The organism is Limnohabitans sp. JirII-29, from assembly GCF_003063395.1.
GTDB lineage: Bacteria > Pseudomonadota > Gammaproteobacteria > Burkholderiales > Burkholderiaceae_C > Limnohabitans.
The window spans coordinates 59,456-85,059 of the sequence record NZ_NESB01000003.1; the positions used below are offsets into that span (position 1 = coordinate 59,456).

General features: G+C 56.7%; 25 protein-coding genes and 2 tRNA genes. 6 read left to right on the plus strand and 21 right to left on the minus strand.

Annotated features, from left to right (window positions below):
- Positions 1-21: 21 nt before the first annotated feature.
- Genes B9Z39_RS05385 through B9Z39_RS05430 form a run of 10 tightly spaced genes read right to left on the minus strand, consistent with a single transcriptional unit; the run spans position 22 to position 9,771 of the window.
- On the minus strand, positions 22-948 hold the full coding sequence (locus tag B9Z39_RS05385) for a CoA transferase (RefSeq protein WP_108300982.1): 927 nt from the start codon (positions 946-948) through the stop codon (positions 22-24).
- Between the two features lie 22 nt (positions 949-970).
- Positions 971-1,771, minus strand: a complete 801-nt coding sequence (locus B9Z39_RS05390; protein ID WP_100144735.1) for a substrate-binding domain-containing protein — start codon at positions 1,769-1,771, stop codon at positions 971-973.
- A gap of 28 nt (positions 1,772-1,799) precedes the next feature.
- Entirely contained in the window at positions 1,800-2,774 is a 975-nt protein-coding gene (locus B9Z39_RS05395; protein WP_108301212.1) for a tripartite tricarboxylate transporter substrate binding protein, read from the minus strand.
- A gap of 34 nt (positions 2,775-2,808) precedes the next feature.
- Positions 2,809-3,981 carry a tricarballylate utilization 4Fe-4S protein TcuB gene (gene tcuB, locus B9Z39_RS05400; RefSeq protein WP_108301213.1) on the minus strand — a complete coding sequence of 391 codons (1,173 nt, stop codon included), beginning with the start codon at positions 3,979-3,981 and terminating at the stop codon, positions 2,809-2,811.
- Positions 3,968-5,383, minus strand: coding sequence for an FAD-dependent tricarballylate dehydrogenase TcuA (gene tcuA, locus B9Z39_RS05405; RefSeq protein WP_108300983.1), 1,416 nt, complete (start codon positions 5,381-5,383; stop codon positions 3,968-3,970). The genes tcuB and tcuA overlap by 14 nt, the downstream gene beginning before the upstream one ends.
- Before the next feature lie 9 nt (positions 5,384-5,392).
- Positions 5,393-6,259, minus strand: a complete 867-nt coding sequence (locus B9Z39_RS05410) for an amidohydrolase family protein (RefSeq protein WP_100144741.1) — start codon at positions 6,257-6,259, stop codon at positions 5,393-5,395.
- 5 nt (positions 6,260-6,264) lie between these two features.
- Complete coding sequence (locus tag B9Z39_RS05415; RefSeq protein WP_108300984.1) at positions 6,265-7,062, minus strand: HpcH/HpaI aldolase/citrate lyase family protein; 798 nt, start codon at positions 7,060-7,062, stop codon at positions 6,265-6,267.
- A gap of 19 nt (positions 7,063-7,081) precedes the next feature.
- Complete coding sequence (locus tag B9Z39_RS05420; RefSeq protein WP_108300985.1) at positions 7,082-8,053, minus strand: tripartite tricarboxylate transporter substrate binding protein; 972 nt, start codon at positions 8,051-8,053, stop codon at positions 7,082-7,084.
- Between the two features lie 15 nt (positions 8,054-8,068).
- A complete protein-coding gene (locus B9Z39_RS05425) occupies positions 8,069-8,743 on the minus strand; it encodes an aspartate/glutamate racemase family protein (RefSeq protein ID WP_108300986.1) in 675 nt (224 codons plus the stop codon).
- Entirely contained in the window at positions 8,740-9,771 is a 1,032-nt protein-coding gene (locus tag B9Z39_RS05430) for a sialidase family protein (protein ID WP_108300987.1), read from the minus strand. Before B9Z39_RS05430 ends, B9Z39_RS05425 begins: the two co-directional genes overlap by 4 nt.
- Before the next feature lie 89 nt (positions 9,772-9,860).
- Between B9Z39_RS05430 and B9Z39_RS05435 the strand changes: the two genes are divergently transcribed.
- Entirely contained in the window at positions 9,861-10,829 is a 969-nt protein-coding gene (locus B9Z39_RS05435; RefSeq protein ID WP_158269459.1) for a tripartite tricarboxylate transporter substrate binding protein, read from the plus strand.
- 8 nt (positions 10,830-10,837) lie between these two features.
- Here the strand turns inward: B9Z39_RS05435 and pobA are convergent, their stop codons facing one another.
- Positions 10,838-12,022, minus strand: a complete 1,185-nt coding sequence (pobA, locus tag B9Z39_RS05440) for a 4-hydroxybenzoate 3-monooxygenase (protein ID WP_108300989.1) — start codon at positions 12,020-12,022, stop codon at positions 10,838-10,840.
- Between the two features lie 124 nt (positions 12,023-12,146).
- Here pobA and B9Z39_RS05445 point away from each other — a divergent pair, with 124 nt between their 5' ends.
- Positions 12,147-12,905 carry an IclR family transcriptional regulator C-terminal domain-containing protein gene (locus B9Z39_RS05445; RefSeq protein ID WP_108300990.1) on the plus strand — a complete coding sequence of 253 codons (759 nt, stop codon included), beginning with the start codon at positions 12,147-12,149 and terminating at the stop codon, positions 12,903-12,905.
- Positions 12,906-12,909: 4 nt separating this feature from the next.
- Here B9Z39_RS05445 and B9Z39_RS05450 read toward each other — a convergent pair whose 3' ends face one another.
- Positions 12,910-14,451: a benzoate-CoA ligase family protein gene (locus B9Z39_RS05450; RefSeq protein ID WP_108300991.1), complete on the minus strand. Its 1,542-nt coding sequence runs from the start codon at positions 14,449-14,451 to the stop codon at positions 12,910-12,912.
- Positions 14,452-14,546: 95 nt separating this feature from the next.
- Here B9Z39_RS05450 and B9Z39_RS05455 point away from each other — a divergent pair.
- Positions 14,547-14,623, plus strand: a tRNA-Pro gene (locus B9Z39_RS05455).
- Positions 14,624-14,664: 41 nt separating this feature from the next.
- Positions 14,665-14,741: transfer RNA gene (locus tag B9Z39_RS05460), tRNA-Arg, on the plus strand.
- Between the two features lie 11 nt (positions 14,742-14,752).
- On the opposite strand, the gene B9Z39_RS05465 is transcribed toward B9Z39_RS05460, so the two are convergent.
- Positions 14,753-15,697: a hypothetical protein gene (locus B9Z39_RS05465; protein ID WP_108300992.1), complete on the minus strand. Its 945-nt coding sequence runs from the start codon at positions 15,695-15,697 to the stop codon at positions 14,753-14,755.
- A 72-nt stretch (positions 15,698-15,769) separates the two neighbouring features.
- Positions 15,770-16,204 carry a hypothetical protein gene (locus B9Z39_RS05470; protein ID WP_100144761.1) on the minus strand — a complete coding sequence of 145 codons (435 nt, stop codon included), beginning with the start codon at positions 16,202-16,204 and terminating at the stop codon, positions 15,770-15,772.
- Between the two features lie 309 nt (positions 16,205-16,513).
- On the opposite strand from B9Z39_RS05470, the gene B9Z39_RS05475 reads away from it, so the two are divergent.
- Entirely contained in the window at positions 16,514-17,428 is a 915-nt protein-coding gene (locus B9Z39_RS05475; protein ID WP_146183285.1) for a hypothetical protein, read from the plus strand.
- Between the two features lie 6 nt (positions 17,429-17,434).
- Here B9Z39_RS05475 and B9Z39_RS05480 read toward each other — a convergent pair whose 3' ends face one another.
- Genes B9Z39_RS05480 through B9Z39_RS05505 form a run of 6 tightly spaced genes read right to left on the minus strand, consistent with a single transcriptional unit; the run spans position 17,435 to position 23,634 of the window.
- The gene (locus tag B9Z39_RS05480; protein ID WP_100144765.1) at positions 17,435-18,139 is read right to left on the minus strand and encodes a glutathione binding-like protein; all 705 of its coding nucleotides are present in this window, start codon (positions 18,137-18,139) and stop codon (positions 17,435-17,437) included.
- Between the two features lie 9 nt (positions 18,140-18,148).
- Positions 18,149-19,411, minus strand: coding sequence for an acyl-CoA dehydrogenase family protein (locus B9Z39_RS05485; protein ID WP_100145120.1), 1,263 nt, complete (start codon positions 19,409-19,411; stop codon positions 18,149-18,151).
- A gap of 34 nt (positions 19,412-19,445) precedes the next feature.
- On the minus strand, positions 19,446-20,531 hold the full coding sequence (locus B9Z39_RS05490) for a phosphotransferase (protein ID WP_108300994.1): 1,086 nt from the start codon (positions 20,529-20,531) through the stop codon (positions 19,446-19,448).
- 13 nt (positions 20,532-20,544) lie between these two features.
- A complete protein-coding gene (locus tag B9Z39_RS05495; protein WP_100144768.1) occupies positions 20,545-21,264 on the minus strand; it encodes a Crp/Fnr family transcriptional regulator in 720 nt (239 codons plus the stop codon).
- A gap of 53 nt (positions 21,265-21,317) precedes the next feature.
- Positions 21,318-22,100, minus strand: a complete 783-nt coding sequence (locus tag B9Z39_RS05500) for an oxepin-CoA hydrolase, alternative type (RefSeq protein WP_108300995.1) — start codon at positions 22,098-22,100, stop codon at positions 21,318-21,320.
- 13 nt (positions 22,101-22,113) lie between these two features.
- Positions 22,114-23,634, minus strand: a complete 1,521-nt coding sequence (locus B9Z39_RS05505) for a 3-hydroxyacyl-CoA dehydrogenase (protein ID WP_108300996.1) — start codon at positions 23,632-23,634, stop codon at positions 22,114-22,116.
- A gap of 131 nt (positions 23,635-23,765) precedes the next feature.
- On the opposite strand from B9Z39_RS05505, the gene B9Z39_RS05510 reads away from it, so the two are divergent.
- On the plus strand, positions 23,766-24,431 hold the full coding sequence (locus B9Z39_RS05510; RefSeq protein ID WP_108300997.1) for a glutathione S-transferase: 666 nt from the start codon (positions 23,766-23,768) through the stop codon (positions 24,429-24,431).
- A gap of 9 nt (positions 24,432-24,440) precedes the next feature.
- Here the strand turns inward: B9Z39_RS05510 and B9Z39_RS05515 are convergent, their stop codons facing one another.
- On the minus strand, positions 24,441-25,604 hold the full coding sequence (locus B9Z39_RS05515) for an MFS transporter (protein ID WP_108300998.1): 1,164 nt from the start codon (positions 25,602-25,604) through the stop codon (positions 24,441-24,443).

A 25,604-nucleotide genomic window follows, 5' to 3' on the forward strand; every position in this document is an offset into this window, starting at 1 on the left:
CGGCTTAGCTGCGCACCGCTTTCAGCGTGGCAAGCTGTGCAGCGGAATATCTTTGGCATTGGCCAGCCGATCCAGTTGCTGCCGTGTTTGGTTGGCAAAAAATGTTGCCAAAGCTTGGTGGGTGCTGCGTTTGTGCATCTGCTGTGCGGCACCTTGAGGCAAGCCTGCGGCTTCGCACAAGCGCGCGGCAAAGTGAGGCTCTAGGGCTGCCACAGCCACACGGCCGTTTTTGCAGGCGTAAACGCGGTAGCCCGCATGGGCACCTCCCACGTCCCCGTCTGGCGTGGTCAAGCCCCAGCTGCGTGGCAAGGCCAAATAGGCCGCTGCATCGGTCAAGGCAATTTCTTGAAAGACACCACGCCCCAGCGCACGCCCAGGGCGTTGGCGCATCAGCAGGGCTTGCAACACCGCTTCGGTGGTCAACAAAGAGCCGCCCATGTCGGCATACAGGCTGGCAGGCATGTCCAAGCCATTGACCAAGCCGTTCTCGGCCAAATAGGTCAGGTCGTGTCCGGGTTCTTCGGCCCGCGCACCCGAGGCCCCCACCACGCTGACCATGCACAGGGCCGGGTATTGGCGGTGCAGCGCCCTCCAGCCGAGTCCAAGTTTGGTCAGAGCAGAGGGACGAAACGAGGTGATCAGCACACCGGTGCGTGCCAAGAGCTTGTGCAAGCGGGCTTGACCGCGCTCGGTTTTCAAGTCAGCTTGCACCACCTGCACGCTCTGGTGCATGGCCTCGTAGGCCGCCGGTTTGTACAGTCCCATCGGATCGGCAGTCGCGGCTCCTGTTGGGGCCAACGGTTCGAGCTTGGTGCAGTGGGCACCCATGCTGCGCAATCGCATGAGGGCCGCAGGGCCTGGCAGATTGAGGGCCAGACTGAGAATGCGCACCCCTTTCAGAGGGGACAAGGGGGTGCGCTTGGATGTGGCAAAAGAGGGCAGCGTCATGCGCCCGATTATCTGTGGCGAATCAGCGGCTGGCAGGGTCGAGGCCGGTCTCACGGACCAGCTTGGCCACTGAGGCAGAGCTCAGAAAACGCACCAAGTGCTTGGCCGCTTCTTGCTCTTGCGAACCTTCGACCAAAGCTGACGAGAAGAAGATGGTTTGCTGCACCGCATCGGGCAAGGTGCCCACGAAGTCGAGTTCTTTGAAGTAAATCAGTTCGCTCACTTGCTGAAAGCCCAGCTCGGCATCGCCGCGTGCCACCACCGCGCCCACGCGCTCGCTCATGATGCGTTTGGCAGTCACCTTCATTTGCTCAGCTACGCCCAGCTTGGGGAACAACTCAGTCGACAAATAGGTGCCACTGGCGCTGGCCGAGTAGGCGATGGACTTGGCTTCGAGCAAGGTTTTCTTCAGGGCTTCTACGGTGCTGATGTCGGGCTTGGGCGTGCCTTTGCGCACAGCCACACCGATTTGCGAGCGGGCCAAGTCAACGCGACTGCCTTTGACCAATTTGCCTTGCGCCATCAGGGCTTCCAGGCCACCTTCGGACAAGATCACCAGATCAAACTTTTCGCCACGCGCGAAGCGGCTGGGAATCGAGTCAGGCGCATTGCCCACCGACGCACCGAACGCGCTGATGACTTTGTTGCCGGAAGCCTGTTCGTACATGGGCACCAGTTGCTTGTAGGCCTCGGTGAATGCGCCGGAGGTGATGACGCGAATTTCTGCGGCGTGCACCAGCTGGGCTGCAAAGACAAACAGACCCAGGCCAAGCAGGCCTAAGCGGCGCGTCAACGAAGGAGCAGAGAAAGAACGGAGGTTCATGGTGTGTCTCGATTTGGTCAATGAAAAATTATTCGGCAGTGATCTTGCGCTCGCGAATCACACGGCCCCAGGTGGCTGTTTCTTTGGCCATGTAAGTAGCCAATTCATTGCGCGTACCGGGCAGCGGAGTCAGGCCGTGGCTGTTGAGTTGCTCCACCACATCCGGAGACTTGAGCACTTTGACCAATTCCACATTCCAGCGGTCCAAGATGGCCGTCGGCACTTTGGAGGAAGCAACGAACGCGTACCAGTTGGTGGCACTGAAGCCTGGATAGCCCGACTCGGCAATGGTCGGAATATTGGGCAACGAACGCAGGCGTTGTGTGCCTGTGCTGGCCAAGGGAATCAGTTTGCCGTTGTCGATGTAGGCCTGTGAGGTGGAGTAGGTCGAGAAGTAAGACGCCACACGACCACCCAACAAGTCTTGCAGGGCCGGCGCACCGCCTTTGTAGGGCACGTGGACGGTCTCGATCTTGGCCATGTCGTCGAGCAGTTCGCCGGCCAGGTGTGATGCGGAACCTGGGCCGGTGGATGCGTAGTCAAGCTTGCCGGGGTTCTTCTTGGCATAGGCAATGTACTCGGCAAAAGTCTTGATGCCTGTGCCTGCGTGGACCACCAGCACGTTGGGAAAGTTCACGCCCATGGTGATGGGTGCCAAGTCTTTGACCGGGTCATAAGGCAACTTCACCAAGTGTGGTGCGATGGTGAGTGGGCCGACCGAGCCAAACAAAATCAAGCTGCCATCGGTGGGGCCTGTGGCCGTGTATTGGTGCGCAATGTTGCCACCAGCGCCGCCCTTGTTGTCGATGACGACCGAGGCCCCGATGTTCTCGCCGAGCTTCTTGGCAATGATGCGTGCCGCTGTGTCGGCGGCACCACCAGCAGCGAAGCCGACCACCAGGGTGATCGATTTTTTGGGAGGGAAGTCTTGGGCGGTTGCGGAGAAGGCCAGCAAGCCGCTGAGCAAACAAAGACTGAGATGGCGACGTGTGGTGGTGATCATGGGAACTTTCGTGACGGTCATGACAGCCGAGAGCTTACTCGCCGCTCAAGCCGATGGTTTTGGGTTGACGTTTTTCCACGGCATAGCGCAGCAGCGCGGCGGTGCGAAACACGCCATGCGCGAACTTGCCGTAGGGCAGGGTGGCAAACAAGGCCATCACCACGCCTAGGTGAGCTGCCAGCAAAGCCGGCAAGGCCGCGCTGTCACGTGCCAACCACAGGGCCAGGCCTGTCAAGCTGGTGAAAAACAACAGGGCGATGAAGCCATAGTCCATGGGCTTTTGTGCCGCGTCCCCGTGCATGGGGTGGCGCTGCCATTTGAGTTTGAACAAACCCACGGTGCCCAGCAACAAACTCACGCCGCCGACTGCACCCAAAACTTTGGGCAGGCTTGGCAAGTCATACGGCGCTTGCCAACCCAGCACATAGTGGTAGAGCGTGGCCACGCTGGTGGCCGCAAAGCACAACATGAATCCATAGAAGGTCAGGTGGTGGGCGCGTTGACGCGACAGACTGAAAGCGTCGTCTTCGTTGTTGCAGCCTTCGCCATGGCCTCCGTCCAAGTACCGCAGACGCAGCGCGTCATGCGCAGCTTCAGCCGTGGCGGGTGATGTGAGTGCTGCGCCACTGGTGGCGGGTGTGACCTCACGCCAGAAACGGCGCACACCCAATGTCAGGGCCAGGGCAGCAAACAAGAACACGGGTGCAAACAAGCTCACCAGCAGGTTGTGCGGGAAGATTTTGTAAAAGTCGCCGCCCAAGCCTTGGGCTGTCAGCGTGCCATTGAACTGCAAGGCCAGCAGCAAGAACAAGGTCAAGCCAGCCGCCAACGCCAGCGACAGCGTGAGGCCGTTGCGCTGGTACAGCGCACCCAGGGCCGGTGGCCAGGCGTAGTCGGTGTAGGTTTGCCCGCGCAGCTGCGCCATCGATTGCGGCACGTTGACAGCAAACACATGGGGTGGTGCGTATTGGCAGGCATGCAAACAAGCGCCGCAGTTGTGGCAAAGGTTGGCCAAGTAATGCACATCGGCCTTGCCAAATTCAAGGCGGCGGGTCATCGCAGGAAACACCGCGCAAAACCCTTCGCAGTAGCGACATGCGTTGCAGATTTGCAGCTGCCGCGCCACCTCGGCTTCGGCGGTGGACAGGGGCAGAGCACCTTGCGCCAAAGCGCGTGCTTCTTGGGTCAGGGCTTCAAGCGTTTGCATGGTCTGCCCCTTGTGTGCGGCCCAGTGCCGCGCGCGCCGCATTGCTGCCCGCGATGCGGCCAAAGGCCGTGCCAATGGACATGCCAACGCCTGCTGTGTAGCCCTTGCCCAGCACATTGCCTGACATGATCTCGCCCGCGGCAAACAAGTTCTCGCTGGGCTTGTCTTGGAAACGCACAGCGGCCGTCTCGTCGGTCTTGAGTCCTAAATAGGTGAAGGTGATGCCGGGACGCAGCGCGTAGCCGTAGAAAGGTCCGGTATCGATAGGACGTGCCCAATGCGTTTTGGCAGGGGTAATGCCTTCGGTGTGGCAGTCGTCTTGCACGTTGTGGTCAAAGGTGCCGACGCGGCAGGCTTGGTTGAATTCGGTGATGGTGTGCATGAAAGTGTCTACGGGCAAGCCCAGCAAGGCAGCCAGTTCGGGCAGGGTGTCGGCTTGGATGCCGTCAAACACCGGCGGCATGAACCGACCAATCGCTTTGCTGTCGATGATGGTGTAGCCAATTTGCCCTGGTTGCAGCGCCACCAGGCGGCCCCAAATGGCGTAGCGCTTGGGCCAAAAGTCTTCGCCCTCGTCGTAGAAGCGTTTGCCTTCTTGGTTCAGCACCACACCGAGCGACACGCAGTCCAGGCGGGTGCAAATGCCGCCGTCGTATTCCGGCGCACGTGCGTCAATGGCCACCATGTGGGCTTGGGTTTTGTCGCCAATCATGTCAGCGCCATGGGCCATGAGGTCTTTGATCATGAGGCCTTGGTTGTAGCGGGTGCCACGGACCAAAAAGTTGTCCGCCGTCCATTCGCCCCATTCGTTTTGACCCCAGGCTTCGCGCAGCCACTCACGGTTGGATTCAAAGCCGCCACATGCCAACACGCAGGCTTTGGCGGTGATGCGTTCTTGGCCCACATAGGCCGCCACAAAACGCCCATCTTCCATCTCGATGTGGTCGACGGGGGCGTTGTAGCGCACCTTCACGCCCAGTTCTTCGGCGCTGCGAAAGTAGGCGTTGACCAGGGCTTTGCCCCCGCCCATGAAAAACGCGTTGGTGCGGGCCACATGCAGCGTGCCTGATAGCGGTGGCTGAAAGTGCACGCCGTGCTTGCGCATCCAGTCGCGGCAGTTAGACGATGCGCGAATCACCAAGCGGGCGAGTTTTTCGTTGGTGATGCCGCCCGTGACTTTGAGCAGGTCTTGCCAATACTCTTCTTCGGGGTAGGCCTCGACCAACACGTCTTGCGGGGCGTCATGCATGCAACGCAAGTTGCGTGTGTGCATCGAGTTGCCGCCACGCCATTCTTTGGGAGCAGCCTCCAGCAAGGTCACGCTGGCTCCCGCTTCTGCAGCCATCAGCGCTGCGCACAAGGCGGCATTGCCGCCGCCTATCACCAGTACATCGGTACTCATCCCTCGTCCTTAAAAGCCAAACAGTCGGGCTGGATTGTCTTGCAGAATTTTTTGCCGCGTCGCGGCATCGGGGGCCCAGTCTTTGAGCAAATTGAACAAGGCCACCGAACCCACTTTGTCAGCGAACGACAAATGCGGGTAGTCGCTGCCCCAGATCACGCGGTCTGCGGCTACGCCCAAGATGGCTTGTGCCATCGGCAGTGCGTCGTCAAACGCAGGGGCCGTGGCCATGCGGTAGGTGCCGGTGAACTTGATCCAGGTTTTGCCAGGGCCGTTTTTCAGCAAATCGAGCAACTGCACAAAGCCGTCTTGCTGTGGGCCTTGCGCACCCAAGAACATGCCCATGTGGGCCAAGCTGTGGTCGACTTTGAGTTGCGCCAAGGTGGGCAACATTTTGTGGGTCAACCAGCCGGGCAGCAAAAAGTCGAGGTGCCAGCCCAGCTCGGCGCAGCGCGCATCCAGGCGCTGAATGCGCGGCAGCATGTGCTCTAGTAAACCTTCTTCGTAAGGGTGCACAGGCGACACGTTGATGCGCACACCCCGCACGCCCAAATCGTTCATGACAGCGAGTTCTGCGTCTGAGATGTGCTCGTCCACATCCACAATGGCGCGTCGCAGCGCAGGGTCCATGTGACGCATGGCGTCAAACATGCAACTGTTGTCACGGCCATAGGCCGAGGGCTGCACAAACACAAAGCGTTTCATGCCTAGCAACTCGGCCAAGCCAAGGTAATCGCTCAGCTCAGCAACGGGTGGTGTGTAGCGCAAGCCACCCGCGTAGGGGTAGCGCTCGGCCGGTCCAAACACATGAAAGTGGGCATCGCAGGCAAGTGCCGGAGACTGAAACGCGGGTTCTGCGTCGTGATGTGTAAGCATGCTAATTATTTTACGCAGGCCTTACGCAGTGCCTGAACGTCTTGTCGTGCGGCGGACATCAGATACGCCACGTCGTTGCCAGCAATGATGAAGCGCGCGCCCAGTGCGGTGAGTTGGCTTTGCAATTCCAAGTCACCGCGAATACCGCCAACGCCCAAAAACTTGCCATGCTTGCGACACGCTGCGGCGGTGGTTTCGTAAGCTTCTTTGATCTTGGGGTGCTTGAGCTGTCCGGGGATACCCATCTCGGTACACAAATCGTTGGAGCCAATCAGCAGCATGTCCACGCCTTCCACGGCTGCAATGGCCTCTGCGTTCTCAATGCCTTTTGGGGTTTCCAGCATCACGATGACCACGGTATCGTGGTTGAGTCGGCTGTTGTTCTCGGCCAGGGGAATGGCTTGGTAGCCCAAGGCCGGGTTGGCGCCCATGACCGAGCGGTGTCCGATGGGTGGAAATTTGCAAGCTGCGATGATGGCTTGGGCTTGTTCTGCCGTGTTGACGTGCGGAATGATGATGCCTTGCGCACCACCATCGAGTACGCGGCTCATGTCGCTGGCCAAGTGGCCGGGTACACGCACGAAGGGCGTGATGCCGTGACCAATAGCGGCCACGCAAATGGCGGAGGTGGTGTCGTGCGAAATGGCGCTGTGCTCCATGTCGACGTAGATGGCATCAAAGCCGCACGAAGCGGCCATCGGGCCGATGTCTGCGGTACGCGCTTGGCGCAAGCCCATGCACAACACCAGCTGGTCGGCGAGCAGGGCTTGTTTGGCTTTATTTTGGTAGGTTGGTGTGGTCATGACAGTTTCTTCTTTCGGGTTATTCAACTTTGATGGCAGATTTGGTCACCACGCTTTTCCAGAGGCGTGATTCGTCTTGAACTTTCTTGCTGAACTCTGCGCTGCTGCGTGCCATGGCGCGCGCGCCTGTGGCGGCAAACACCTCGATCACTTTGGGTTGCTCCACAGCACGCGCCACGCCTTGCTGAATGCGCGTCAGCACGGCGGGCGGCAAACCAGCAGGGGCCATCAGGCCAAACCAATAGACCATCTCATAGCTGCCGTAGCCGGCTTCGGTGAAGGTCGGCACCTCGGGGATGAGTGGGTGACGCTCCTTGCCCACCACCGCCAGGCCGCGCAACTTGCCACCTTTGATGTGCTGTGCGGCGGAACCTGCGCTGGACAAACCCACATCAATGCGGCCGGCCATCAAGTCGAGCAGGGCTGCGGCGACGCCCCGGTAGGGCACATGGGTGAGTTCTGCATTGGCTTGGATGAAAAAAAGTTCAGTCGCCAAGTGCGCGGAAGAGCCTTGACCGCCTGAGCCGTAGGTCAAGGTTTTCGGACTCTTGTGGGCTTGGTCCACCAAGTCTTTCAAGGTTTTGTAAGGCGCGTCAGCTTTGACCATCAGCACTGCGGGCGCTTCGGCGATGGTGCTGATTTTGACGATGTCTTTTTCAGGGTCATACGGCAGTTTGTCGTAGAGCGCAGAGGACACGGCAAACGAGTTGTCCGTGACCAGCAAGGTGTAACCATCGGGGGCTGACTTGGCCACCATGTCAGTGCCTACTGTGCTGCCTGCACCGCCTTTGGTTTCGACAATCACGGGCTGCCCCCATTGGTTGGTCAGCTCTGCGCCGAGCGTACGCGCCGCTGTCTCGGTGAATGAGCCGGCAGCGAACGGCACGATGATGCGAATCGGTTTGCTGGGCCAAGTACTTTGTGCAAGGGCGTGGTGGGCCAACAGCAGGCCCAACAAGGCATAAAAAACGCGCAACATCAAACGGTGCATGGTGTTCCTGATGATTTAGAGGTGGAGGGTGGCGCGCAATTGCTGCGCTGTGGCTTGGATGGAAGACAACACAGGGCGGCCAAATTCGCTGCTCAAGCCCTGCAAGATATCGAAGGTGGGCAGTTGCGAGCAGGCAATGAACATGGCATCGCAACCATCGGTCATGACGTGGCGTGCCATCTGCGCCACTTCGGTGGAGGTGATGCGCCCCAATGCGTCCACGTTGGGGGCGCGCAAGCTGTCAAACGCCACTACTTCAATGCCTCCATCGGCCAAGAAGCGCTTGAGCTGATCATTGACTTCGTCGTGGTAAGGCGTGACCAAACCAATGCGTTGGGCTCCTTGCGCTTGCAAGGCTTTCACCATGGCACTGGCCGTGGTGACCACGGGCTTGCCAATCAACTGGGTAAGTTCTGCACACAACTCGGCGTCACCTTGCGCACCGGACAAAAAACTGGCGGCGGTGCAACCGTAGGCCAAAGCCTGAATGGGCTGCCCAACCAAAGTCTGTGCCAGTGCCAGCGCTTGGGCTTTGTAGGCCGGAATGGTCTCGCGCGTGAGTAGACCTTGACCACGCGGAATCTTCAGCGTTTGGCAATCGGTGCCTGTTGGCAGCCAGCCCACCAACTCCGTGGCCATGGTGGTGTTGTTGATGGGAACCATCAACGCAATGTGGGGTGGGTGGTTCATACGGGTTCGACACGACGGGTAAGGGAGTGGTCTTGTTGGCGTATGCCTGGACGCAGGGGTCGCCAGTGCAGGGCACGGATTTCGCCAAACTCCTGGGGCAAGCGCTCCCAATGCCAGCCGCCATCTTGGCTGGCGAACACCTGGCCTAAGTTGGTACAGGCCCACAGATGCATGGGTTGCAAGGGATGGGTGGCCACGGTCCAGACGGTGCTGTTGACGGTGCCGGGCAACTGCACCTCTTGCCAGTGTGCGCCGTAGTCTTCGCTGATCAGCAGGCGCCCCCGGTTGCCAGGAGGGCCATTGCCGTTGGTAAGAAACACCACGCCGGTGTGATCGAGTCGGGGCACGATGGCGCGGGTGTATTGCCAGGGAGAGTCGATGGTTTGGAACTCCCAATGCAAACCGCCATCGGTGCTGCGGTGCAGACCTTGGTTGGTGGTGGCGTACATCAGGCGTTGGTGATTGGGTTGGTCGAGGATGGCGATGCCATGCACATCCGCAGAAATCAGTCCTTGATCGCGTGCATGCCACGTGTCACCGTCGTCATGACTGACAAAGATGCCGCCAATTTCAACGCTCAGCCACACCGTGTGTGCATCCAGGGGATCAAACAAAATTTGCGTGACCCGCGTGGCCCCCATGTTGAGGGTGGAGAACTGTTGCAAGCCTGGAACTTGGAGCGCTTGCCAAGTTTTGCCTCCGTCACGGCTGCGACAAATGCCCGCTGGGCGGCTGCCGACAAACCACAGTTGAGGGTCTTGCGGGTGGATGGCTGCCACCCAAACGTCTTGCAGTGGTGACGCGATGGCGGTCCACCGCGCACTGGCTTCGTGCCATTGGAACAAACCCATGTCGGTGCCAGCCAGCAGCCAGTCGGGATGCTCTGGGTGACTGGCGAAACTCCACACACGGGCTTCGAGGTACATGCCCGAATGGCTGTTGGGGTGCACCCAGTTCAGGCCACCGTCCTCGCTGAACCAAGCTGAGTGCCCAGCGGTGCCGACATAGACATGCGGTTGCAAATTCATACTCAGTTGAAGCCTTGCACGGGGTGGTAAATTGCGTGCGCTGGATGATAGAGACTATAAAAACTGCAACCGTCATGAAGGAGACAGCCGTGCTGAAGATCAAACAATGGGGAGTTGGAGGGGCCTTATTTTTGGGGTGTGTGCTGGGCGCTTTCGCACAAGCCTTCCCTCAAAAACCGGTGCGCGTGGTGATTGGTTTTCCGCCCGGTGGTGGCATCGACATGGTGGCTCGCTTGATGGCGCCCAAGCTGTCTGAGTCGCTCGGGCAATCGGTGCTGGTGGACAACCGTCCGGGTGCCAACGGTGTGCTGGCGATGGACCACGTGGCCAAATCAGCGCCCGATGGCCACACCCTGTTTTTGGGTACGTTGGGCAACTTGAGCATCAACCCTTCGTTCTATGCCAACTTGCCGTTCAATGTGGACAAACAATTTGTGCCGGTGACCGAGGTGGCTTCGTTGTCGTTTGTTTTGTTTGCGAACCCAGCGGTTCCTGCCAACACTTTGTCTGAGTTGGTGTCGTACGCCAAGGCCAATCCAGGTGTGCTGAATTACTCGTCCAGCGGGGCAGGGGGCTTGCCGCATTTGGCGGGTGAGTTGTTCAGTTCCGCCGTAGGCTCGAAGATGGTCCACGTGGCCTACAAGGGCAGCGCACCCAGCATCAGCGATGTGATGGGCGGGCAGGTGCAGATGACGTTTGAAGCCGCAGCAGCGGGCGCTCAGCAGCTCAAAGCAGGTCGACTCAAGGCCTTGGGTGTGACGGGCAACAAACGCGTCGCTTTCTTGCCCGATGTACCTGCGGTGCAAGAAGTGGTGCCGGGCTTTGAGGTGCTCAATTGGTATGGCTTGGTGGCGCCCGCAGGCACACCCAAGGAGACCATTCGCAAGTTACAGCAAGAGATTGCCAAGGTGATGGCACTGCCCGAGATTCGCGACAAGATGCTGGCCATGGGCACCGACCCGGTGGGGTCAACGCCAGAAGAGTTTGGTCAGTACATCAAGTCTGAGACGCTCAAGTGGGGACGCATCATTCGGGACGGCAATATTCGCCCCGATTGAAGCGTCACTCATTCCCCAAAGTTCAGCGGTAGACCCACGTAGTTTTCCGCCAATGAGCGAGAGGCGGCCTCGCTGTGTACCAAGTAGTCCAGCTCAGCCTCTTGCACTTTTTGACCAAACCCTGCGGTGTCTGGAAACTGGTGCATGAGTGAGGTGAACCACCACGAAAAACGTTCGGCCCGCCAAATACGACGCAAGCAGCGTTGCGAGTAGTGGTCAATGCCGGCTTCGCTTTTCTCGGCGTAGTACTCGGTCAAGGCGTGGCTGAGGTACTTCACATCGGTGGCGGCCAGGTTCAAGCCTTTGGCGCCCGTGGGGGGCACGATGTGGGCGGCGTCACCTGCTAAGAACATGCGGCCAAAACGCATGGGCTCAGCCACAAAGCTGCGCAGAGGGGCAATGCTTTTTTCAATTGAGGGGCCTGTGACCAAGTTGGCTTGGGCCTCAGGGTCGAGGTGGTTTTTCAAATCAGCCCAGAAGCGTTCGTCTGACCAGTCCTCCACCTTGTCGGTCAAAGGCACCTGCACGTAGTAGCGGCTTCGAGTGGCACTGCGCATGGAGCACAGGGCGAAGCCACGGTCGGTGTTGGCATAGATCAGTTCATGAGAGACGGGCGGCACATCGGCCAAGATGCCCAGCCAGCCAAAGGGGTAAACCTTTTCGTATTCGGTGATGGATCCTTCGGGCACGCTGGCACGGCACACGCCGTGAAAGCCATCACAGCCCGCAATGAAATCACACTCTAAGGTGTGGCTTTGACCATCTTTTGTGTAGGTCACACGGGGGTTGGCGCTGTCGAAATCGTGCACATGGACGTCGTGTGCGTCGTAGATGGTGGTCAGCCCTTTGGTGGCCCTGTCATCCATCAAATCACGGGTGACTTCGGTTTGACCATAGACCACCACGTTTTTGCCACCGGTGAGTTTGTTCATGTCGATGCGGTGGCGTTTGCCTGCAAACAGCAATTCAATGCCGCCATGCACCAGACCCTCATGGTGTAAACGTTGGCTCACGCCCACCTCATCGAGCAAATCGACCGTGACCTGCTCCAAAACTCCCGCGCGGATACGACCCAGCACATAGTCACCGCTTTGGCGCTCTAGGATGATGTTGTCGATGCCCGCTTTGTGCAGCAAGGCTCCGAGCAAAAGGCCTGATGGGCCGGCACCGATGATGGCGACTTGTGTACGCATGGTGTATCTCCGTTTTGAATGCAGCAAAGCATAAAGTGCTGCGGCCTCTTGTGTATGTCATGCAAAGTCAGCTTTGTGCGATGATTGGATTGATTGTGCGATAGTCGCGCAAAGAGGACGGTGTATGTCGATAGCCAAAGCGGATGTGATTGAGGGGATGGTCAAAGGCATGGCTGTGCTGGAGAGTTTTGACACAGAACGCCAGCGGCTGAACGCCACCTTGGCGGCACAACGCGCAGGCATCACGCGCGCTGCTGCACGTCGACACTTGTTGACCCTGCATCACTTGGGTTATCTGGAATCCGATGGCAGCTACTTCTGGTTGGCTGCCAAGGTGATGCGTTTTTCGGGCAGCTACTTGGCTTCGTCACGGTTGCCACGTGTGATACAGCCAACCCTGAACCGCCTGGCGGCCCAAGCGCAACATTCGTTTTCAGCCGTGGTGCTAGATGGAGAAGAGGTGGTCATCATTGCCCGCAGTGACGGGGCCCGTGTGCTGGCGTATGGCTTGCACTTGGGCGCACGTCTACCCGTGCATGCCACGTCCACAGGGCGCGTGTTGTTGGCAGGTAAAACAAAGACGGAGTTCAATGCCTGGCTGAAGGGACGCAGTTTGTCGCGTTTGACAGGCCACACGGTCACAGACCCCAAGACCCTGCGTGAGCAGGTGGCCCAGGCGCAAATCAACGATTACGTCATCAGCTGTGAAGAGCACGAGCTAGGGGTGAGTGCCATGTCTGTGCCTTTGCGCAACGCACAAGGCAAAGTGGTGGCAGCGCTGAACGTGGTGTTGCCGTCCCATGCCATGACAGCGGCCCACATACGGCAGCAATTCTTGCCCTTGTTGCAAGGAGCTGCGCAAGAGTTGCGTGCTTTGTTGTGAGTGATCAGGCGCGCAGCTTGAAGCGTTGAATTTTCCCCGTAGCCGTTTTGGGCAGCTCGTGGACAAACTCAACCCAACGGGGATATTTGTAGGGTGCCAATTGCGATTTGACGTGTTGTTTCAAATCATCGGCGCTGAGCTGCTGCCCCGATTTGAGAACCACAAAAGCCTTGGGTTTGATCAACCCATCGGTGTCGGCCAAGCCCACGACCGCAGCTTCCAAAATGCTGGGGTGCGTCATGAGCGAAGCTTCGACTTCGAAGGGTGATACGTAAATGCCACCGACCTTGAGCATGTCGTCACTGCGGCCACTGTAGGTGTAGTAACCGTCAGCGTCGCGGATGTATTTGTCCCCACTGCGTGTCCACTCGCCCGCAAAGGTGGCCTTGGTTTTCGCCCGGTTATTCCAGTACATGAGGGCAGCGCTGGGGCCGCTGATTTGGAGTTCTCCAATGTCACCGTCTTGGCATTCTTGGCCATCTTCTCCCACGATCCGCAGGGCATAACCCGGCACAGCTTTTCCTGTGGTGCCATAGCGCACCTCACCAGGACGGTTGCTCAAAAAGATGTGCAGCATTTCGGTGGAACCAATGCCGTCCAAGATTTCGCTGCCGTATTCAGCCGTCCATTTTTTGCCAATCTCTGCGGGCAAGGCCTCGCCTGCGCTGGTGCACACACGCAGCTTCAAAGCCGATTTGGCCGGGCGTTGTGGGTCTGCCAACAAGGAGGCATACAAAGTAGGCACACCGTAAAAAATGGTCGGTTGATACTTGGTCAAGATGCCAAATACATCGGCTGTTGTGGGGCGGGCAGGCAGCAAGATGGTGGTGGCTCCGACGGCCATGGGAAATGTCAGCGCATTGCCCAGACCGTAGGCAAAAAACAGTTTGGCGGCTGAGTAAACAACGTCCGAAGCTTGGATGCCTAAAACGCCTTTGCCATACAACTCGGCGGTTTGAATCAAATGGCTGTGCAGATGCACGGTGCCTTTAGGGGCACCTGTTGATCCGCTGGAATAGAGCCAAAAGCACATGTCGTCAGCACTGGTGCTCAAGCAAGAAGGTGTGGCATCCGCTTGGGCAATGAGTGACTCCAATGATTGATCTGCGCCAGCGTGGGTTGCGTCTGACACGATGACAGTTTTCAAGTCGGGGAGTTGGCCGATCAAGCCCTCAAACGCAGGGCGAAGAGCACTCGATACCACCAAGACTTGTGCGCGGGAGTCACGCAGCATGTACTCAAAATCTTTGGCTGTCAGCAATGTGTTGGTAGCAACTGGCACCACGCCAGCCAGGATGCAACCCAAAAACACCACGGGCCAAGCTGGTGTATCCAGCATGCACAGCATGAGCCGGGTTTCTGGTGCGAAGCCTTGCGAACGCAGGGCGTTGGCAAAACGGTGAGCTTGTTCGGTCAGTTCGCCATAGGTCAGCGTCTGACCCGACAGGGCGTCGATGAAAGCCACTTTGTGAGGGTGTGAGGTGTTACGCGCCAGCAGATCCTGGGCTGCGTTGTATGAATGAGGTATGTTGACGAGGGGTTGCATGGTGTCTCCTGCACTAAATTGCAACTTTATCTAATTTCGGCAATATATTTCATCGTGGTTTCCCCGTGGTCAACTCAGGCTACAATAGTCAGCTTCGGGGCGTAGCGCAGTCTGGTAGCGCATCTGGTTTGGGACCAGAGGGTCGTAGGTTCGAATCCTATCGCCCCGACCATTCATGAAATAGGCCCCTCACGGGGCCTTTTTTCATGGTAACTGCCCGTAGCTCAGTTGGATAGAGCAACAGCCTTCTAAGCTGTGGGTCGGGGGTTCGATCCCCTCCGGGCAGGCCAAGCGTCTTGATTCAGTTGAACAACCAATCAGGGTTCAACGCGACATAACAGTTCTTTTCACCCAACAGTTGCCCTTCTGGCGAGACGCAAAACGAGCCACGTTGGTATTTGTGCTGATCCGTCAAAACATAAGAACGATAAATCTCTTTGCTGTGTTTGCCGGTTTTGTCCTTGGGGTACAGCATCACAAGACGTGTCGCACCACATTCACCTTTTTGCATGCATTGCACAGCCGCTTTGTCGTCTACATAGAACTCTAGGTAAACCGCCCCTGGAAATTTGGTGTTCGGCTTGGCCACTTTGACCATACAGGGTAGTTCTTGTGCATGGGGCAAGCCCATGCGGTCGGCGAAGGTGTTCATTTCGCCGAGAAGGATTTGACGGTATTTCGTGCTCACGACATCGCGACATAAAAAATAGTCAGCGGTCTTGGTCGTTCGAGAAACAGCCGTGAACGGGCGGTTGTTGCCATCGAGCTTGATGATGGCCTTGTCATAGAGCGCACTGACGGTGGGTTCTTCCTTTTTGGCTTCTTTGCCATGTGCATTGCCATGGCCGCCGCCATGACCGTCATCTTTCTTTTTGTCGTCTTTTTTCTTTTCTTCTTTTTTAGGCTCTTTGTGGTCATCCCCGCCATGACCATCGTCTTTCTTTTTTTCTTCTGGCTTGGCGTGCGGATCTTTGCCATGCGCATCTTTGGATTCTGCCTTGGGGGCTGGCTTCGGTTCTTCTTTGGCAACGGGTTTGGGCTCTTCAAAAGCTTCTTTGACCACCCGTTTGTAGGTGTAGCCGCGCCCGGTTTCTCCCTCTTCATCGACGTACTTGAATTTCTTTTCTTCCTTGACAGGCTCGGCCTTCTTGGGGTCGTTGGCCCAGGATGGCGTGCTCAGACAGCCTATCAAAGCGATCAGACAAGAGGCAACAGCAAGGGGGGAGAAATAGGTCGACAACTTCATACCAAACAGGGCTTATCCCCAGAAGATCGACACCTCAAGAGCAGGCTTTAACGCAGGGGATGAATAAAGTGCTCAGTCAACGGTGTAGCAGGTGGTGTCACTGTGCAATTTGCCCTTGTCCGTCACGCAGTGTTGTGCAATGAGTTTGCGTGACATGTCGGAGAGAAAGTAGGAGCGGTACAAGACTTCACCCTTAGGAATCAAGGTGATGCTGCGAAAGACAGGGCATTGCTCGTTGCGTACGCAAGCCGTCAAGCGCTGATTGTTGGTGTAGAGGTGGATGCTGATACGACCGGGGGTCAAACTCTTCGCAGTCCCAATACTGACCACACAGGCATCGCCTTTGACAAAAGGAATTTCATTGAGTTCTGCAAAGTAGTTCATTTCAGCGACGACAAGCTCGCGAAACCAAGGTGCGACGATGCCCTCGCACTCGAAGTATTCGAGTTTGATGGTGTGGGCGATGGCCTCGGTGTAAGGCCTATTTTTAGGGCCCAGCAGTAGCATGGGTTCTTTGCCTGACTGAGGTGGGCGTGCCAGCAATGCGCGCGAGGCAGTGGGCGGGGCCGGCTTGCTGAAATTGGGTTCGGAACTGGTGGACTCCTCTCCCTTTTTGATCGGATAAGGCTTGTATCTAGGTTCGGGTTTGTCTTGTGCGAAGGCAGTTGTCCATACCGTCAGGAGCAAACAGGTCAGCAGGCAAAACTTCTTGAACATAGTGGGAGTTATCGGTTGTAAGAAGGTCAACTTTATCAGCATCGACGCATGTGCCGAGTGCAACTCAAGTAAAGTGATGCCAAACCGATCAACAAGATCATGAATACAAAAATCTGGGGATATGCCTTCTTGCTTCTGGCTTTGGTTGGGTGCGGAGGCGGCGGCGGTGGCACAGTCTCCACACCTGGTGCAACAGGTGCTAGTGTGAACGTGAGTGTGTTTGCTGCTGGCAACTTATTGAGTGAGCCTCGGCACATGGTGTTTGATGGCACCGATCTTTATGTCGCCAATTACGGTGGCAATAACATTGTGAAGATTGACAGCACAGGTGCTCAGTCTGTTCGCATGACGGGTATCTCACACCCATTTGGCGTTGCAACGGATGGTGAGGACTTGTTTGTCACAGGTACGGTTTCGGGAACCGGACTTGGTATTTATCCCTTCACCATCAATGGTGGCAGTTTGCGCGCCTTGATCGCGACTTGTAATTGCTACGGTGTCGCCGCGACTGCTGGCGTCCATTTGTCATCTGGCACAGGTCGGTTGTACGCCGTAGACTTAACCACCCGAAAGGTGAACGTTTATTCAAGTGCAGGCGCTGTCGCAAGCCTGGACGTGGTGGGCGTGCCAACGGGCTTATCGATCAACAACGGTTTTACATACACCACACTGTTTGACAGCAGTGTCAATCCCGTCATTAAAAAAATAGACAACACGACCAACACGGTCAGTGACTTTGTAAATTCGAGCCAACTGGATCGACCCAACGGCATAGCCGTTGATCCTGCAACGGGGAATGTGTATGTCGTTAATCAGGGAACTTCTGGCTCAAGCAGTCTTTTAAAAATCACCCCCGCCGGGGTTGTTTCTCAGTATCTATCAGCGTCGGATGGTCTCTGTGCCGCAACGGGTGTTGCCATCCGTAGCGGCAGCTTGTATGTCAGCAATGGTCCGTGTGTCAGCGCAACGACGCCTGAGACCACCAACTTTATTTTGAAAGCCTCGTTGACTTAACGATTTTCAGCGCGCTTTGTATTGGGTGCTGCCAAACAACACCTCACGCGATTTGTCATCCGTGATGGGTTTGCGCAAATCGGCCAACACCTGAACACCGCGTTGCACGGCAGGACGAGCGCTGATACGGTCAAACCAGTCTTTGAGGTGCGGATAGTCTGCCCAGTCGATGCCTTGGTTTTGCCAGCTGCGCAGCCAAGGGAAGATGGCGATATCGGCAATGCTGTAGCTGTTGCCAGCGATGAACTTGGTTTTTCCCAACTGCTTGTTCATCACACCATACAAACGCTTGGCTTCGTTGGTGTAACGGTTGACGGCGTACTCAATTTTTTCGGGTGCGTAAATTCGAAAGTGGTGTGCCTGGCCCAGCATGGGACCCACACCACCCATTTGGAACATCAGCCATTGCAACACCTCGTATTTGGCGCGGTCACTTTTGGGTAAAAACTTGCCCGTCTTTGCCGCCAAGTACAGCAAGATGGCGCCTGATTCAAAGAGGCTGATCGGTTTACCGTCGGGACCGTGTGGATCGACCAATGCAGGAATTTTGTTGTTTGGACTGATCTTCAAGAACTCCGGCTTGAATTGGTCACCTTGACCAATGTTGACAGGATGGGCCAACCAGTCACGTCCAAGTTTGAGCCCACATTCTTCGAGCATGATGTGGACCTTGTGTCCGTTGGGGGTAGGCCATGAGTAAACGTCGATCATTTCAATTCCTTAACAGCCACGGGTGATGGGCATTTCAACTTCCTGGGGTGCCGAGACAATGTGTCTCGCCAGTTCGAGTTTAGCGATGGCGTTGCGATGCACTTCATCGGGGCCATCGGCCAAACGCAGCGTGCGTTGGTGAGCATAAGAGTAGGCGAGGGGAAAGTCATCTGACACACCCGCAGCGCCATGCGCTTGAATGGCCCAGTCAATGATTTGTGTCGCCATGGTTGGGGCAATGACTTTGATCATGGCGATTTCAGCACGCGCCACTTTGTTGCCCACGGTGTCCATCATGTAGGCGGCTTTGAGGGTCAACAAGCGAGCTTGCTCAATCATGATGCGTGCGTCGGCAATTCGTTCATGCCACACACCTTGCGCCGATACAGGTTTGCCAAAGGCGACACGGCTATTGAGTCGACGACACATCAACTCCAGCGCGCGCTCGGCAGCACCAATGGTGCGCATACAATGATGAATGCGTCCTGGTCCTAAGCGACCTTGCGCAATTTCAAAACCACGGCCTTCACCCAGTAGTAAGTTGCCCACAGGCACGCGAACATTTTTGAGGACCACTTCCATGTGACCATGTGGTGCGTCGTCGTAGCCAAACACGGTCAGGGGCCGCTCAACGGTGACGCCAGGGCTGTTGCTGGGTACGATGATCATGCTTTGTTGTGAGTGACGTGGGGCCTCAGGGTCGGTCTTGCCCATTACGATGTAAACCGCACAACGAGGATCTCCTGCGCCGGAGCTCCACCATTTGCGGCCATTGATGACGTAGTGGTCACCATCGCGCTCAATACGGCACTGGATGTTGGTGGCGTCAGACGATGCGACCTCGGGTTCAGTCATCAAAAATGCCGAACGAATTTCGCCCCGCAGCAAAGGCTCCAGCCATTGGTCTTTGAGTGATTCACTGGCGTAGCGCTCAAAGGTTTCCATGTTGCCCGTATCGGGTGCCGAGCAATTGAAGACTTCAGCAGCAAAAGGCACCCGCCCCATGATTTCGCACAAAGGTGCGTATTCAAGATTGGACAAGCCTTGGGGTGCGCGCGGGCTGTGCGGCAAGAACAAGTTCCACAAGCCTGCGGCTTTGGCCTTGGGTTTGAGCTCTTCCACAATTTGGGTGGGTACCCAGGCGTTGCCCTTGGCGCGGTTTTGTGCAATCTCAGCATAAAACCGTTTTTCGTTGGGATAGATGTGTTCATCCATGAATGCGAGTAGGCGTGCTTGCATGCCCTTGACTTTGTCGGTGTAGTCGAAATTCATGGTGATTTCCTTGGTGTTGTCTTGTTGTGCGTGATCACGCTTGTTGTGCAAATTTCCAGGCCAACTCGGCCATGGGTCGAGCGCCAGCGCCCGATGCTTTGGCTTGTGTGCTGGAGGCGGTACCAGCTTCCACGCGCTTGGCAATGCCTTGCAAAATGGCTGCAATGCGAAACATGTTGTAGGCGAGGTAGAAATTCCAGTCGGTTTTCAGATCTTGTGGTTTGGCTAACCCTGTGCGGTCGCAATAGCGATGGATGTATTCAGATTCGGTGGGAATGCCCAAGGCGGCGACGTCAACGCCGCCAATGCCACGAAAGGTGCCCGGTGGAATATGCCAAGCCATGCAGTGGTAGCTGAAGTCAGCCAAGGGATGACCAATGGTGGAAAGTTCCCAGTCCAACACAGCCAACACTTTGGGTTCGGTGGGGTGGAACATCAAATTGTCGAGACGGTAGTCGCCATGCACGATGCTGACTTTGCTGGCATCCAAGGCGCTGGCAGGCATGTGCGCAGGCAGCCAAGCCATCAGCTGATCCATTTCTGCAATGGGCTGCGTGACAGAGGCCACATATTGTTTGCTCCAACGACCAATTTGACGCTCGAAGTAATTGCCGGGCTTACCGTAATTGCTCAGCCCACGTTCAGCAAAAGGCACAGTGTGCAGTGCCGCGATGACACGGTTCATTTCGTCATAGATGGCGCCACGCTCTTGGCGGTTCATGGTGGGGATTGTTTGATCCCACAGCACGCGCCCTTGCACAAACTCCATGACATAAAACGCCCGCCCGATGATGGACTCGTCTTCACACAACACATGCATTTGGGCCACGGGTACATCGGTGCCATACAGACCGCCCATGACCTTGAACTCACGCTCTACCGCATGGGCTGAGGGCAGTAGCTTGGCCACTGGGCCAGGCTTGGCCCGCATCACGTAGCTTTTGCTGGGGGTGATGAGTTTATAAGTAGGGTTGGATTGGCCGCCTTTGAACATCTCCACGCTCAAAGGACCTGCAAAACCTTGCAGGTGTTGACTTAGCCAAGTTTGTAAGGTTCCCACATCAAAGCTGTGGGCATCGCTGACAGCACGGGTGCCGACAAATGCGTCATCCCGGCTCATACGACGGCCTTATTCAGTGATCGGCTTCGCTGATGTGAAGCAAAGCTTCTCGGTTGCGAATGACCAATCCACCTGCTTCGATGCGAATGGCTTCTTCGCGCTCCATGGCCTTGAGCTCTTGGTTGACACGTTGACGCGAAGCACCCAGCAATTGAGCCAGTTCTTCTTGTGCCAGGTGCAAACCAATGCGCGTTTCTTGTGCGTTGGTCAGGCAAGGCACACCGTAACTGCGAGCCAGGTGCAGCAGTTGCTTGGCCAAGCGCGAACGCAAGGGCAGGGTGTTGAGGTCTTCCACCAAACCAAAGAGTTGGCGAATACGACGCGCTTGCAAACGCAACATGGCTTCGTAGAACTCGACGTGTTGCGTCAAGATTTTTTGGAAGTCGGCTTTGGCCACACACAAGATGGTGGTGTCGCCATGCGCGTACACATCGTGGGTGCGACGATCGCCATCCAAAATTGCCACGTCGCCAAACCAAATGCCAGGCTCCACATAAGTGAAGGTGATTTGCTTGCCCGACAGTGAGGTTGAGCTCACGCGTACGGCGCCTTTGGCGCAGGCCATCCACTCTTCGGGCGCATCGCCGCGCGCTGCGATCAGGTCGCCGTCTTTGCATCGTTTGACGTAAGCGCATCGAAGAATGTCGTGTCGAAGTGAAGGAGAAAGGGATGAGAACCAACGACCTGCGTTGATTGACTCGCGTTCTTCGATATTAAGAATGGGATCGTCCATAAACTGTCTTGTGTGTGACCTAATGTTGATAAATTGTCGCTCGGGCGACCTGTTCAAGATTTGTAAATTGGTTTTTCTTTGTGAAGAAATGCGGCGATACCGATGCCCGCGTTAGCGTGGTGTAAGTTCTTCACGAAGTGATCTCGTTCTTGAGACAAGTGCACCGTCATGTTGTGCGTGCTGGCATCGTTGAGCAATTCCTTGATGCTAGACATGGCGTTGGGTGCGCGTGCATTGAGACGCTCAGCCAATTGCAGCGCCTGATCGAGCGCGTTGCCACTGTCGACCACTTGATTGACCACGCCAAGTGCATGCAAGCGTTCAGCGCCAATGCGCTCTCCCAGCAAGAGCATTTCCGACGCCAATTGGCGCGGCAGTGCCTGAGCCAAGCTCCAGCTACCGCCACCGTCGGGTGACAAGGCGATGCTGCTGTAGGCCATGACAAAAATACTGTCGCGTGCAGCGACCACCAAGTCGCACATCAGCACCAAGGAGAAACCAGCGCCTGCTGCTGCGCCTTCAACGGCTGCGATCACAGGCTTGGGAAAGGTGCGGATGGCTTCGATCCAGCTGTGCAAACCTTCAATGCTCTGAGCTTGTACGTCAGGCGCTTTGTCGCGGTTGCCTTGCAAGCGCTGCAAGTTGCCCCCTGCGCAAAAGTTAGCACCTTCACCGGTGATGATGACGCTGCGGATTTCGGGGTTGGTCTCTGCGACATTGAGCGCCTCAATGCCGGCGGCATACATCTCAGGCCCTAGCGCGTTGCGCAGCGAGGGATCGGACAGGGTCAAGATCAGGGTCTGACCTTGGCTGGTGCTTTTGAGTTGTGCAGTCATCGCAGTACAGCGCTCAAGACTCGACGTGGCTCAGACTGAGGCCAATCGCACCGCGTCGACGCAACCAAGGGCTGGGGCGATAGCGTGGATCTCCATAGACCGTCTGCACATTGAAGAGAACTTCCAAAATTTCGGTAGGACCGAACTTGTCGCCCATCATCAAGGGCCCCATGGGGTAACCCAAGCCAAGGGTGACGGCTGTTTCTAAGTCTTGTGGTGTGCACACGCCTTGTTGGCAAATGTCACAGGCAATGTTGACGATGGTGGCAACCACACGTTGGGTCACAAAGCCACCACTGTCGCGGATCACGCTCACGGGCTTGCCATCGCGCGCGAACAGGGCGTGCGCGGCGTCGCGCATGTCGGCTCGTGTGGCGGGGTTGGTCGCTAATACGCGACGTTTGGTGATCTTGTCGTCGATCAAGAAATCAATGCCAATGGTGCGCGCTGGGTCAAGCCGCTCGACGATGGCCACCGTGGTGACATCAAAACCTAGGGGTGCCACGATGGACAAGGCCTGTGCCGAGGGGGAGGCACCCGTTTCAATCTTGGCGCCCAAGTCTTTGAGCAATTGCAACAACTCGGCACGCCGCACCGCACGGGTAGAGACCCACACAGGGGGCATGTCAGACACAACAGGCACGGGTGGCTCGGGAGGCACTTGCGCCACACCCTCGATGTATTTGTAGAAACCTTCCCCCACTTTTTTGCCGACGATGCCACCGGCCAAGCGTTGGGCGGTGATGACGCTGGGGCGGTAACGTGGTTCCTCGTAATACTGCTGGTAGATCGACTCCATGACGGGATGCGACACATCGAGTGCCGTCAAGTCCATCAACTCGAAGGGGCCAAGTTTGAAACCCACTTGGTCTTTCAAAATGCGGTCAATGGTGGCGAAGTCAGCAATGCCCTCCGAGACGATGCGCAAGGCTTCCGTGCCGTAGCCACGACCGGCATGGTTCACGATGAAGCCGGGCGTGTCTTGCGCTTGTACAGCTTTGTGGCCCATTTGTGTGGCGTAATGGGCCAAGTCTTGACAGATGGAAGGCTTGGTTTTGATACCCGCAATGACTTCGACCACTTTCATCAAGGGCACGGGGTTGAAGAAGTGGTAGCCCGCAAATTGCTCAGGACGCTTCAGCGCCGAAGCGATGGCCGTGACAGACAACGACGAGGTGTTGGTGACCAGCACTGCGGTGGGTTGCACCAAAGCTTCCAGTTCAGCGAAGAACGATTTCTTGATGTCCAAACGTTCAACGATGGCTTCAATCACCAAGTCGCAATCAGCCAAGTCCGCCAGTTGAGCGGCGGGTTGAAGTGCTTGTTTGTACTGAGCCACTTGTTCTGGACTGATGCGCTGCTTTTCAGCCATCTTCTCCCATTGCGCCCCTACGGCAGCGATGGCTTTGGACACCGCATCGGCCTGCATGTCAAACAGTTTGACGCGGCTGCCTGCCTGCGTCGCAATTTGCGCAATGCCGCGCCCCATGGCTCCGGCGCCGACGACGCCTACAGTTTTGTAAATCGGATTCATGCGCAAGATTATGACCGAGCTGCGCCACGCCTTTGCAGTGTGAGAGGGGGCTCAAGACGTCTTGCAAGCGCGGATTTGTCCAGGGAGCTGTGCCAGAATGTTTTGCAAGACATTCAACTTTGGAGATACATATGACCCTCAAGCTGTGCGGCTTTTCTGTGAGCAATTACTACAACAAACTCAAAATTCAGCTTCTTGAAAAGAGCATCCCATTTGAAGAAGAGTTGGTCTGGGTCAACCCCGTCGATCCTGAGATTTATCTTCGCTCTCCCATGGGTAAGGTTCCTTTTTTGGAAACGTCTCAAGGCTGTCTGAGCGAATCGACGGTGTGTGCCGAATACATCGAAGCGGCCTATCCCCAGTCACCGTTGTTGCCGACAGACCCCTTCGCCGCAGCCAAAGTGCGTGAGTTGATTGTTTATTTAGAGTTGCACATTGAGTTGGTGGCACGTGAGCTCTATGGCCAGGCTTTTTTTGGCGGCAAAGTCAATGAGGCAACCCAAGAGCGCGTGCGCAAACAATTGACCAAAGGCGTGGAAGGTTTTGCCAAACTCACCAAGTTTTCGCCTTATGTGGCGGGTGACAGCTTCACATTGGCAGATTGCTCGGCCATCGTGCACTTGCCTGTGGTGTCATTGGCGACCAAGTTGGTGCTGGGTGAAGACCTGTTGGCTGGCTTGCCCGTCAAAGAGTACAGCAAGCGCATGGCGGAGAGAACCTCGGTGCAGCAAGTCAATGCAGACAGAAAAATCTGCTCCGAGTTGATGGCTGCGCGGTACGCCAAGCCCGCGTCCTGAGACATCAGCCTAGCGTGCGGATGTGTGGCGTGCAGCACGCATGGCCTGAAAGCTCAGCGCCAAAGCCAGCACCATGCCACTCCAGCCAAACCAGTGCAGATGTTCTATGGCGTGGTTGCTGATGAGCCACCCGCCGCCGGCTGCACCAATCGCCTGTCCCAGGTAAATGGCCGAGGTGTTGAGGGCAACAGAGCCGGAAGCCAAAGCCGGTGCGAGTTGAATCAACCGGGCTTGTTGTGCCGAATTGCAAGCAAACATCCCCAAGCCCCAGGGCACCAGGATCAAAGCAGCCAACCACACGTTGCTGCCTAATGACCAAAGCAATAGGCTGATTGACATCAAGAGCAAACACAGGTTCACGGCACGTGCGCTACCCATGCGGTCAATGTGACGCGAAATGAGCAGGTTGCCTAGCAAGCCACATGCACCAAAGCAGGCAAAAAGGGCACTCAGCTCGCCGGGGCTGGTTGCCAGGGTTTGTTTGAAATAGGGGGCGAAGTAAGCGGTCAAAACGAACTGTCCTGATGCGCTCAAGACAGTGACACCCACGGTCATCATCAAGGGCATGGAGCCAAACGTTTGACGCCATGCCGACAAAGACATGACGGGCGGTGACAAACCCTTGGGTATCACGATCCAAACCCACATGGCGCTGATCAAAGCCAGGCACGACTGTAAGCCAAACACAACCCGCCAGCCATAGACTTCGCCAACCCAAGCGGCTGATGGCATACCAACGACAGAGGCGACAGACCAACCGATGAAGATGAACGTGATGGCCCGTCCGCGATTTGCTGGGCTGGCTAATTGACCGATGCACGCGGCAGCTTGCGGGGTGAAGATGGCAGGGGCGACCATCGCCAACACACGCATCCACAAGATATATTGAAAACTCGACATCAGCACGCACAGTGCATGGGCGAGCCCATACCAGAGCATGACCCAGCCGAGCAGTTGTCGTCGATCACGTTTACCCAAAATGGTGGCAAAGACAGGTGCACTCAAACACATCAGCACCGAGCCTGCTGTGATCAGAAAGCCGGCCTGCGCCACTGAAATTTGCAGGTCACGGCTGATGTCGTTCAGGGAGCCTGGAACCATCAGAACACCCAACCCGATGACAAAATTTCCGAAAAGGAAACACCACAAAACGGCCGGCGTGGCGCGATTCAT